Genomic DNA, 11576 nt, shown 5'->3' with positions numbered 1-11576 from the left:
GAGCCTATTGTTTTGTAACGCGCAAAACAATAGGCTTTTTTAATAGGGGCAGCCGCCATGCCCTCCCGCTACTCCCCGTATTTTCGTAAATTTGCCGATTATGGAAACAAGTGCAGTACCGGCCGTGATCAGCTTACCCGTCATGGAATCCTTTTATACCATCCAGGGAGAAGGATACTATCAGGGCAAAGCCGCCTATTTTATCCGCCTCGGTGGTTGTGATGTCGGTTGCGTATGGTGCGATGTGAAAGATAGCTGGGATGCCTCCAAACATCCCCTGCAAACCATCGATGAAATGGTAAACGCCGCCGCCGCCTTCCCCGGCCGGATGGCAGTGATAACCGGCGGAGAACCCCTGATGCACAATCTCGATGCCCTCACAGTCGCATTGCATGAAGCTGGTTTTCAAACAAATATAGAAACATCAGGCTCCTCTCCCCTCAGCGGAGAATGGGATTGGATCTGCCTCTCGCCCAAAAAATTCAAGTTCCCCCTGCCCGAAATACTGCCGGTTGCCCACGAACTGAAAGTGGTGATCTTTAACAAAAGCGATTTCGCCTGGGCCGAGAAATATGCAGCATTGGTAAACCCCTGCTGTAAATTATACCTGGCGCCCGAATGGGATAAGTCGAAAGAAATGACCCCGCTGATCATTGAATACATTAAAGAAAATCCTCAATGGGAACTGTCGCTCCAGATCCATAAGTATATCAACGTACCTTAGAATAAACCCCTGCCTTTTACGTTTTTAACAATTGGATACTATCTTACAGCAACGAATTATCGTCTGGAAAGAAAGACCGTCTGAAACAACAAAAAAGGTTAGCATGGGAATCAAGCGTTACTTTACCGTACTGTTAGTCATCATTGCCCCTATATGCGTAATGGCGCAGCAATATGATCCTGCTAAAGTAAGCAAGAAAGCTGCCGACCTGTACGAAAAAGCCCTTTCCAAAGCCCAGGAAGACGACTTCAAAGGAGGCATCAAATTGTTGAAAGATGCCGTGAAGATAGATCCCCGCTTTCTCGATGCCTACCTGTCTATCGCCGGTATGTACGGCGAAATGAAAGACTACCCCGGCGCCATCGAGAACTACCAGAAAGCAAAAGAGATCGATGCAGACTATTTCAGGGACTATAACCTTCCCTACTCCATCAACCTGGCCGGTAAAGGGGAGTTTGAAAAGGCACTGGCGGCGGTAACGGAGTTTCTCACCATCCCCAACCTCAATGACAAAAGCCGCAAGGCTGGTGAATTCCGCCAGAAAAGCTATCAATTCGCCATCGAATACGCCAAACAAAAACAGCTGTCCGAATACAAGTTCGAACCCCAGAACCTGGGCGACAGCATCAACTCGGTAGTATCGGAATACTATCCAGCCCTCACCATCGATGGCAGTGAACTGATCATCACCCGCCGGGTGAAACACTACAATGAAGACTTTTTTGGCGCTCATCGCATCGATGGAAAATGGTCGAAAGCAAAACCGCTCGACGGCGACATCAATACCGACGCCAACGAAGGAGCGCAGGCCATATCTCAGGATGGGCAATGGCTCGTTTTTACCGGCTGCAATTTCCGCGAAGGCTTTGGCAGTTGCGATCTCTACATATCCTACAATACACTCGATGGCTGGAGTGCTCCCGTCAACCTCGGACCGCGCGTAAACAGCGAGAGCTGGGACTCAGCCCCCACCCTATCACCCGACAAGCGCGATCTCTACTTTGCCAGCAGCCGCAGTGGTGGTTACGGAGGCAGTGATATCTACGTAAGCCACTACCTGCCCAACGGGCAATGGAGCGAAGCTGCGAACCTCGGCCCCGAAGTCAATACTGCCGGAAACGAAAGCTGTCCCTTCATACACGCCGATAATCAAACACTTTATTTCACCTCGAATGGTCATCTCGGATATGGTGGCGACGATCTCTTCCTGAGCAAAAAAGGACCCAATAACACTTGGGGCAAGGCAACCAACCTCGGTTATCCCATCAACACCATCGAGAACGAAGGCAGCCTCATCATAGCCGCCGATGGTAAAACTGCTTATTATGCAAGCGACCGAAGTGACAGCCGGGGCGGCCTCGATATATATACATTCGAATTGCGCAACGATGTGCGCCCCGCACGCACCCTTTGGGTAAAAGGAAAGGTATACGATAAGAAGACCAGCAAAGGACTTCCATCAGCCATCGAACTGACCGACCTGGCCAGCCAGGAAGTGGTTAGCAAGGTACAGACCGATGAAACCGGCAACTACCTCGTTACATTGCCCATCGGTAAAGACTATGCGTTCAACGTAAATCGCAAAGGGTACCTCTTCTTTTCCGACAATTTCTCACTCAGCCAGAAAGCGCCCGATTCCACGTACCATATAGACATACCCCTGCAACCGCTGGAAGCCAATGCCTCCATCGTGTTGAAGAATATATTCTTCGATTCAAAACAATTCGACCTCAAACCCGAATCGACCTCCGAGCTCGACAAACTGTTTGTTTTGCTGCGGGATAACCCAACGATCAAGATCCAGATCGGCGGACATACCGATAACGTAGGTAAACCCGAGGACAACCTGGTGCTGTCCAACAACCGTGCACAGTCTGTAGTTAAATACCTCACCGGCAAAGGCATCAATCCCCAACGCCTCTCCTTTAAAGGATTTGGAGCAACCATGCCGGTAGCTGATAATGCAACTGAAGAAGGACGCGCACAAAACAGACGCACCGAGATGAAAGTGATCAGCAATTAAGCGTTTCCACCACAAACCTCATTATTTACCCATGTCAGGTTATGTCATGACATAACCTGACATGGCATTACACACGGCTTCATAACCTTGGCAGCCCTATTGAAATAAACTAGGTTTGAGTAGCGAACGAGGAAGTAGGACTTTGTTCAAGGCGTAAACCAGCTATTAAGTAGATCGTTAAACATGGTTGAAGACGTCGACCCTACCGGCTCCCAGGCGCTCCCGTACCCGACCCGTACCGCTCCCGTACCGGTCTCGAACAAATAGCACAACTGCTGAAACGTAGCCTTTTTCACTAAGAACGGCAGGGCAGCTGGTGCCCATCCGCGATCATTGAAACCGGCATCAGCAACCGCATACAACAAAACCTGAACAAACAGGGCCCTCGTGCTGCATATTTCATATTGAAAAAAAATCTATTTTCATGGTCATAGTTCATGCCATGAAAAACGAACTGCAATACCAGCTTGCCATCGCCAGTGTACAACATATTGGCCCTATACATGCCAAAACCCTCGCCGAACAATTCGGATCGGCCACAGCCATATTCAAAGCCAGTACAGCACAATTGGAGAGGGTGGAAGGAATTGGCCCAATGCGGGCAGCTGCCATCAGGTCATTCGATGCCTTCCACGAACTGGAGAAAGAAATGCGCTTCATTGAAAAATTCAATATCCGCCCCCTCTTTCTCACTGATCCGCAATACCCGCAAAGGCTCTTGAACTGCTGCGATGCCCCCACCCTGTTGTATTACAAAGGCGAGGCCGATCTAAACAGCTCCCGCATTCTATCGATCATTGGCACCCGAAGCAACACGGAATATGGAAAATACCTCACAGAAAACCTGGTGAAAGAACTCGCTCCTTATGAGGTATTGATTATAAGCGGTCTGGCATTCGGTATAGATGCACTGGCCCACAAAGCTGCGCTCAAAAATCAATTGCCAACAGTTGGCGTGTTGGCACATGGCCTCGACACCCTGTATCCATCACAACACAAGCAACTGGCCAGGGAAATGGTCGCCGAAGGCGGTGGATTACTTACGGAGTTCATGAGTGAAACCAAACCCGATAAGCACAATTTCCCCGCACGCAATCGCATTGTGGCCGGGATGAGCGACGCCATCATAGTAGTAGAAACGGGCGTCAAAGGTGGTAGTATGATCACCGCCGAACTGGCCAATAGCTACAACAAAGATGTATTCGCCTTCCCCGGCAAAACAACCGACCCCAAAAGTGCCGGCGCCAATGAACTCATCAGGAGCAACAAAGCGATGCTGATCACCGAAGCACAGCAGCTCATCAACATCATGGGCTGGGCCAATCACCCGAAAAAAGCACCCGTACAGCAACAACTGTACATAACACTCAATCCGGCAGAACAGCAACTCGCCAACCTGCTGTCACAAAAAGAAATGGTGCACATCGATGAGCTTAACCTGCGGAGCGGGCTTAGCAGCAGCACCATCGCAGCGGCATTATTGAACCTCGAATTACAGGGCGTGATACAAAACCTGCCCGGCAAAAGATACAAACTGCTGGCATCGATCAGCATGAATGAATCATCCTACCAGCCATAAACAAATAAACTATTGCCCGATATTGAAATACCTGCAAACAGCAGCATAATCGTTCACATCAATTGGTAACCCGGCGCCAGGAATTTGGCGGCCACCGGCAGCGACGACAGAAGCGGGAGCAATGATCACCCGTACCTTCCTCCAGGTAACCTGCGTGGGGTATACAGTACCATCCGCCTTAGTTGTGCGTATACCCAATGTGTATGCACTAACAGGGCTGGTTGAAGATTGGTAGACGAAGAAGCGGGTTTCATAGGTACTCGCGGGGCCCGAACCAGGAATTGGATACCAGGCAGTAGCTGCTTCCGTGGAAGGATTATAGTACACCAGAATCAAACTCGAATCAACTTTCCCCTGAGACAAATTGCTCAATAAAAGATTAAGGGATCCTGTAAAAGTTTGTTGACCGAAATTATACAGGGCCACATCCGCATTCCCTTTGGTTCCCGCAGGTCCGGCCGGTCCTTCAGGGCCAGTGTCGCCTTTCTTACAGCCAGCAACAAGGGAAATCGAAAACAAAACAAGCAACAAGACATTTGCATTTTTCATGTACGACATAGTAGGGGTTATGAATTGAAGCGCAAAAGTTGACGAAATGGCGCACCCGAACAATACCCTATATGTGTTATTCTACTGCAACGCTTGCATTAACAAATTTCTAACTTTATTGTTTTGAAATCGCTCAATCCCTTTGTGAGTAAGGCTTTGGCTGAAATTTGAAAAAATCTTTTGGAGCATATTGTGCTGTTACCCTACCTTTGCACATGGCAACAAGAAATACCTCTCTAAGGACAAATTCCCCCAGTTCAAGTAAGTTTTTTGGCGATGGTTTAACGTTCGATGACGTTTTACTGGTCCCTGCCTATTCGCAAGTACTGCCCCGCGAAGTGGATATCCGCACCAAACTCACCAAAAACATTACGCTCAATGTACCCCTGCTTTCTTCAGCAATGGATACCGTTACCGAAGCCAACCTGGCCATCGCATTGGCCCGTGAAGGCGGTTTGGGCATCCTGCACAAGAACATGAGCATTGAAAAACAGGTAGAGCAGGTACGCAAAGTAAAGCGTAGCGAAAGTGGACTGATCCTCGATCCCATTACCCTTCATGAAGATGCCACCATCGGCGATGCACTTCGCCTCATGAAAGAGAATAAGATCGGTGGTATACCCATTGTCAACGGTGCAAAAAAACTCGTTGGTATCCTCACCAACCGCGACCTCCGGTTCGAAACACACCCCGGCCGCAAGATCAGTGAAGTGATGACCAAACAGCTGATCACCGCACCCGAAGGAACCGACATGAAAAAAGCCGGTCAGATCCTTAGCCAGCACAGAATTGAAAAACTTCCCGTGATCAGAAAAGATGGAACACTCATCGGTCTGGTCACCTACCGTGATATCATACAACTGAAAAGCTACCCCAACGCAGTGAAAGATGGCTACGGCCGCTTACTCACCGGCGCAGCATTGGGCATCACCCGCGATCTGCTCGACAGGGCATCTGCATTACAGCAAATAGGTGTTGACATCGTTTGCCTGGATAGCGCACACGGCCATAGCAAAGGCGTAATCGAAGCCTTGAAAGCGGTAAAGAAAAACTTCAAGAAACTACAGGTAATAGCAGGTAATATCGGCACCGCTGCAGGCGCCAAAGCATTGGCCGAAGCGGGCGCCGATGCCGTAAAAGTAGGTATCGGACCCGGCTCTATCTGCACCACCCGCATCGTAGCGGGAGCAGGTATGCCGCAGATCACGGCTATCATGGAAGCAGCCTCTGTATTGCACAAAAAAGGTATCCCCCTCATTGCAGATGGTGGTATCCGTTACACCGGTGATATGGTAAAAGCCCTCGCCGCAGGCGCCAACATCGTCATGATGGGAAGCGTATTCGCAGGAACAGAAGAAAGCCCCGGCGAAACCATCATCTATGAAGGAAGAAAGTTCAAACAATACCGCGGTATGGGTTCCATCGGAGCCATGAGCCAGGGCAGCGGCGACCGCTACTTCCAGGACGTAGAAGACGACGTGAAGAAATTCGTACCGGAAGGGATAGAAGGCCGGGTAGCATTCAAAGGCAACCTCAGCGAGATCGTTTACCAGTATGTGGGAGGCCTCCGCTCCGGAATGGGTTACTGCGGCGCCAAAGACATCAAGGCCCTGCAACAGGCCCAGTTCGTTCGCATCACCAACGCTGGTATGAAAGAAAGCCACGCACACGATATCGAGATCACCAAAGAAGCGCCTAACTACAGCAGGTAATAACGCTTACAAATTATAATACGGGCTATGAGCAGCCAACCGCCATCTCCAAAGAGCGGAAGCACTCATAGCCCGTTTTCTGTTTAATCGGTGTTACCCTTTGCCCCACCCTTTGAACATTGCCCCTTCTTTCACTATCTTTCGGGAAATTAAGGTCCATGCAAATTGTTCGGGTTGTAGTAGCATTTATCGTATTCATTTCAATAGGGATCAAAGCCCATTCCCAAACCGATACCTGCAACCTGCGCATCAGTTTACTCACCTGCAGCCCCGGCGAAGAACTCTACTCCACCTTCGGCCATACCGCCGTTCGCGTAACAGATTCCTCCACCGGAATGGACATGGTATTCAACTACGGCACCTTCGACGACAGCGACCCTAATTTCTACCTCAATTTCACCAAGGGCCTCATGAACTATGCGCTCTCGGCTTATCCCTTTGCTGATTTTGTGTATGAATACCAGTCAGAGCACAGAGGAGTCGTTGAACAGGTATTGTCATTGTCCTGCGCAGAAAAGAACAAGCTTTTCAACGCACTCCGTGAAAATGCACAGGAAAAGAATCGCTTTTATGGCTATTACTTCCATACCGATAACTGCACCACCAGGGCCCGCGATATCATTCGCCGCAATACCGATAACCCGGTAAATTTTAGAAACATATTACCCGCAAACACACCCAGCTATCGCGACCTCATACACAGTTATCTCGATAAAGGACATCAACCCTGGAGTAAGTTCGGGATCGATATCCTGCTGGGCAGCAACCTCGACAAAAAGCTCAGCAACGAGCAGGCCATGTTCCTGCCCGATTACCTCCTGAAGGCATTCGACAGCGCCACTGCCGACAATAAACCATTGGTGGGCGCAACAGCAACAATACTTCCAACACCGCCTTCTACCGAAACCGGCAGTTGGTTCACCCCCTTTGTATTGTTTGCAGCACTGTTTGTGATCGTCGCGCTGCTCTCCTTCTCCAAATCAACAACAGCCACCCGCCTCGTCAGAGGTTTTGATGTCGTGTTCTTCCTCTTGCTGGGATTACTCGGCCTGCTGCTGGCAACCCTTTGGATCATTCGCGTGGACGATGTGTGCCGCAGCAACTGGAACCTGCTCTGGTCGCTCCCCACCCACCTGCCCGTTGTATTTGTCATGAACCGGGGAAAGCAATGGGTAAAAACCTACTTTAAGGCAGTAGCCATAATAACCATTTTACTGGCAGGCACCTGGTTTGTATTACCCCAAACACTCAACCCCGCCATCGCCCCCATCCTGGCCATCATCCTGGTAAGGGCCTGGTGCCGTCGGAAATAACCCTCACTCCGGCAGCTTCAAGGAGTAGTTGATCGAATTGCAGGAATACCCTGCAATGAATTACCTATCTTTAAAAAGACTATAGTATGGCAGCAACTGAGAAGTTCATAGACATCGACGGCCACGCATTATTTTACCGGGTTACCGGAAACGGCACCCCCGTAATATTGCTGCATGGATTTGCCGAAGACAATACCATCTGGCAGCATCAAACGGCCGCCCTCGAATCGCAATACCAGTTGATCATACCCGACCTGCCCGGCAGCGGCCGCTCCGGCGCCACCGCCGATATGAGCATGGAGGGACTGGCCCAATCCGTAAAGGAGATCCTGACAGCAGAATTGCCCGAAGAACAGCAGGTGATCATGATAGGCCACAGTATGGGAGGTTATGTAACCCTGGCCTTTGCCGAAATGTATCCTGAAAAGCTGAAGGCGATCGGCCTTTTCCACTCCACCGCCTATGCAGATAGCGAGGAGAAAAAGACCACCCGGCAAAAAGGCATCGAATTCATGTTGCAGCACGGAGGCGCCCTTTTCATCCAGCAAACCACGCCCAATATGTTTGCCCCTGCCTTCAAAAAGGACCAGCCTGCTGTGGTACAGGAAATAGTTGACCGGTACTCCAACTTTTCAACCGAATCGCTCGTACAATATTACAAGTCCATGATGGCCAGGCCCGACCGGACCGACGTATTAAGAAAATCCACCAATCCTGTGTTATTCATTGCAGGCGAATATGATACGGCAATACCTAAGGAACACACGATGCAACAGAGTTACCTGCCAAGCTTGTCATACATTCACCTGCTGAAGGAATCCGGCCATATGGGCATGCTCGAAGAACCGGAGAAAAGCAATCAGCTACTGATCGGATTCCTCGCAAACGCTTGAGTTTTTTCACTAAACTGCTATAGGGAGCAGGTTATTACATGAAGAAATTCTTACTAATATCTTTATTTATATCCTGCCTTATCCAGCCCCTCTATGCGGCGCATGTAAGGGGCGGTGAAATGTACTATGTATACGACAGCGTCAACTCCACCCCCACCATGGCCCGGTATATCGTTACCCTCAAACTGTACATCGATTGTAACTCCCAGGGCGGACAGGTGGAAGGCACTGCCCCCTTTACCGTATTCGACCGGTCAACCAATGCCCAGATCAGGAACATCATAGTAGACCTCACCAAGGATGAAAGGATCACCTACGATCCCAGCTCCAACCCCTGTATATCCAACCCTCCCAGCGATGTATGCTACCGGTTGCGATATTTTACCACCACTATCGACCTGCCCGTTTCTGCCGCCGGATATACGATCACCTATCAACGCTGCTGCCGTATCGAGAATATCCAGAACATGCCCAATCGCAGCAACGATTACGGCGCCACTTACATGTGCACCATACCCGGCACAGTCAACGGCGTTACCAAACCAGCATACAAGAACTCCAGTCCGCAGTTCAATCCGCACGATGCGGTAGCCATCTGTTATGGCTCAAACTTTACATTCGACTTCTCTGCCAATGATCCCGATGGAGATTCTGTAGTATATCGCCTTTGCAATGCCTACAATGGCGGAGGCCCCGGCAGTGCCAGCCCCAATTGTTATACCTGTGCACAGCCCAACCCGGCAGCTCCTCCGCCCTATAATTCCATTCCCTACCGGTCACCTTACAGCGGATCCAATCCATTGGGCATCGATGTCGAAATCAATCCCAGGACTGGTCTGTTATCAGGAATAGCCCCCAGCACAGAAGGCCAATATGTAGTAACCGCCTGCGCTTATGAATACCGCGACAAAGTGTTGATCAACATACACCGCAAAGACATTCACATCCGCGTATCGGATTGCATACCATTGAAAGCCCTGTTGAAACCAGATTATCATTATTGCGACGACTTCATGGTTACCTTCCGCAACGAACAGGTGAACCCAGCCAACTCCATGTACATCTGGAGCTATGGCGATGGCACCAAATCCGACACCACCATGGATGTTGAAGGCCGCATGATGCACAAGTTCCGCGATACCGGCACCTATGTCATAAAACTTAAAGTGATCCTGGCCGGTCAATGCGTAGACTCTACCACTACCCTCGCCAAGGTGTATCCCGGGTTCTTTCCCAATTTCAGCATCACGGGTACCTGCGTATTAAAGCCCATTCAGTTCAATGACCTTACTACCTCCCAATGGGGTTACTCAAATAAATGGACCTGGAACTTTGGCGATGAAACCACCATTGGCGACACATCGCACAGCAAAGCACCATCCTGGCAATACAGCAGCATCGGCCAAAAACCGGTCACTCTCATCGTCGAAAGTAACAATGGCTGTATCGATACGCTGACCCTGAATGCAGATGTACGCGATAAGCCACCGATAACACTGGCTTTCAAGGATACCCTCATCTGCAGCAACCAAAATGTACAGGACACCCTGCAGCTCCATGCTTCGGGCAATGGCATATTCACCTGGTCGCCACAGAACAGGATCACAAGGGCCAACACGCCCGACCCATTGGTGTTTCCACAAACCACCACTACCTATAAAGTGCAGCTCGATGAGAACGGCTGCGTAAGTGAGGACTTCGTACGTGTTCGGGTAGTGGGTTTCGTTACACTCGATGCCGGCCCCAACGACACCATTTGCTTATCCGATACCTTGCAATTACTGCCGGCTACCGATGGGCTCAAATTCACCTGGACCTCCAACCCATCGCCCAGCCCCATCAATGATATACATGCCAAAAATCCATTGGTAGCACCCACCGATCAATTTACTACCTACTCGGTATTGGCAGAGATCGGTAAGTGTTCGGCCCGCGACAACCTGCAGGTAAAGACCGTTCCCTACCCCACTGCAAAGGCCGGGGACGACGCGATCATCTGTTATGATGATACGACCAGGTTAAATGCCTCTATGATTGGCTACACCTTCCAGTGGTCCCCCTTCAATACGCTCAGCGACCGCACCGTATTGGATCCCTTCGCCTATCCTCGGATCACCACCGACTATGTCCTCACTGTTCGGGATACCCTGGGATGCCCCAAACCAAAACGTGATACGGTAAGAGTAATCGTCAGGGATGAATTGTTTGCCTTTGCAGGCAACGATACTGCAGTAGTCATCAATGAACCACTGCACCTCAATGGCAGAGGCGCCGACTTTTACGAATGGACCCCTAGCCTCTATCTCAACCGCAATGATATATCCAATCCCATAGCCAACCTGCCCGTCAACCACCAATACCAGTTGCGCGTGTACACGGCAGAGGGATGTTTTGACCTGGATACGATCAATATCCGGGTATTCCACACCAGTCCGGAAATATTTGTGCCCAATGCATTCAGGCCCGATGGAAATCAAAACAATTTACTGCGCCCACTGCCCGTGGGTATCACCCGGATAGAATACTTCCGCGTCTACAACCGCTGGGGACAGATGGTTTTCCAAACCGTACAACACGGAGCAGGCTGGGATGGAAAACTGGGCGGCAAACCGCAGGATTCGGGCATGTATGTTTGGGAAGTAAGAGGAAAAGATTTCACCGGCAAAACAGTCGTCAAGAAAGGGGTGGCCTACCTGCTGCGTTGAGAACCTGCCAACATCGCCGGCATCAGTCACGCACCAGCCCTCATAACTCGCTTCTTTGTAGTAGCTTGCAGCCACTAA

Annotated in this window: 8 protein-coding genes; 7 read left to right on the top strand and 1 reads right to left on the bottom strand. The window is 50.1% G+C overall.

The genetic code is table 11. The annotated features are described in order from the left end of the window. Nucleotides 1-100: 100 nt before the first annotated feature. The 3 genes from P2H89_RS27575 (at nt 101) to dprA (ending at nt 4326) form a co-directional block, all read left to right on the top strand. Entirely contained in the window at nt 101-724 is a 624-nt protein-coding gene (locus tag P2H89_RS27575) for a 7-carboxy-7-deazaguanine synthase QueE (RefSeq protein WP_275833206.1), read from the top strand. Nucleotides 725-827: 103 nt separating this feature from the next. Then, on the top strand, nt 828-2747 hold the full coding sequence (locus P2H89_RS27570) for an OmpA family protein (protein WP_275833204.1): 1920 nt from the start codon (nt 828-830) through the stop codon (nt 2745-2747). Nucleotides 2748-3171: 424 nt separating this feature from the next. Next, entirely contained in the window at nt 3172-4326 is a 1155-nt protein-coding gene (dprA, locus tag P2H89_RS27565; RefSeq protein ID WP_275833202.1) for a DNA-processing protein DprA, read from the top strand. Between the two features lie 9 nt (nt 4327-4335). On the opposite strand, the gene P2H89_RS27560 is transcribed toward dprA, so the two are convergent. Next, nucleotides 4336-4875, bottom strand: coding sequence for a hypothetical protein (locus P2H89_RS27560; protein WP_275833200.1), 540 nt, complete (start codon nt 4873-4875; stop codon nt 4336-4338). Between the two features lie 215 nt (nt 4876-5090). Between P2H89_RS27560 and guaB the strand changes: the two genes are divergently transcribed. The 4 genes from guaB (at nt 5091) to P2H89_RS27540 (ending at nt 11498) form a co-directional block, all read left to right on the top strand. After that, on the top strand, nt 5091-6587 hold the full coding sequence (gene guaB / locus P2H89_RS27555; RefSeq protein WP_275833198.1) for an IMP dehydrogenase: 1497 nt from the start codon (nt 5091-5093) through the stop codon (nt 6585-6587). Nucleotides 6588-6745: 158 nt separating this feature from the next. Further along, nucleotides 6746-7900, top strand: a complete 1155-nt coding sequence (locus P2H89_RS27550; protein ID WP_275833197.1) for a DUF4105 domain-containing protein — start codon at nt 6746-6748, stop codon at nt 7898-7900. An 86-nt stretch (nt 7901-7986) separates the two neighbouring features. Further along, a complete protein-coding gene (locus P2H89_RS27545; protein ID WP_275833194.1) occupies nt 7987-8793 on the top strand; it encodes an alpha/beta hydrolase in 807 nt (268 codons plus the stop codon). Nucleotides 8794-8831: 38 nt separating this feature from the next. Next, nucleotides 8832-11498, top strand: a complete 2667-nt coding sequence (locus P2H89_RS27540) for a PKD domain-containing protein (protein ID WP_275833192.1) — start codon at nt 8832-8834, stop codon at nt 11496-11498. Nucleotides 11499-11576: the final 78 nt, after the last annotated feature.

It is taken from the genome of Paraflavitalea sp. CAU 1676, assembly GCF_029223285.1.
GTDB lineage: Bacteria > Bacteroidota > Bacteroidia > Chitinophagales > Chitinophagaceae > Paraflavitalea.
This window is presented reverse-complemented; position numbering and strand designations above follow the sequence as displayed.

What these genes read in the sequence shown, in the direction of transcription:
- P2H89_RS27545 (WP_275833194.1), top strand. Translation starts at nt 7,987, where the DNA reads ATGGCAGCAACTGAGAAGTTCATAGACATCGACGGCCACGCATTATTT.
- P2H89_RS27550 (WP_275833197.1), top strand. Translation starts at nt 6,746, where the DNA reads ATGCAAATTGTTCGGGTTGTAGTAGCATTTATCGTATTCATTTCAATA.
- P2H89_RS27570 (WP_275833204.1), top strand. Translation starts at nt 828, where the DNA reads ATGGGAATCAAGCGTTACTTTACCGTACTGTTAGTCATCATTGCCCCT.
- P2H89_RS27540 (WP_275833192.1), top strand. Translation starts at nt 8,832, where the DNA reads ATGAAGAAATTCTTACTAATATCTTTATTTATATCCTGCCTTATCCAG.
- dprA (WP_275833202.1), top strand. Translation starts at nt 3,172, where the DNA reads ATGGTCATAGTTCATGCCATGAAAAACGAACTGCAATACCAGCTTGCC.
- P2H89_RS27560 (WP_275833200.1), bottom strand. Translation starts at nt 4,875, where the DNA reads ATGAAAAATGCAAATGTCTTGTTGCTTGTTTTGTTTTCGATTTCCCTT.
- P2H89_RS27575 (WP_275833206.1), top strand. Translation starts at nt 101, where the DNA reads ATGGAAACAAGTGCAGTACCGGCCGTGATCAGCTTACCCGTCATGGAA.
- guaB (WP_275833198.1), top strand. Translation starts at nt 5,091, where the DNA reads ATGGCAACAAGAAATACCTCTCTAAGGACAAATTCCCCCAGTTCAAGT.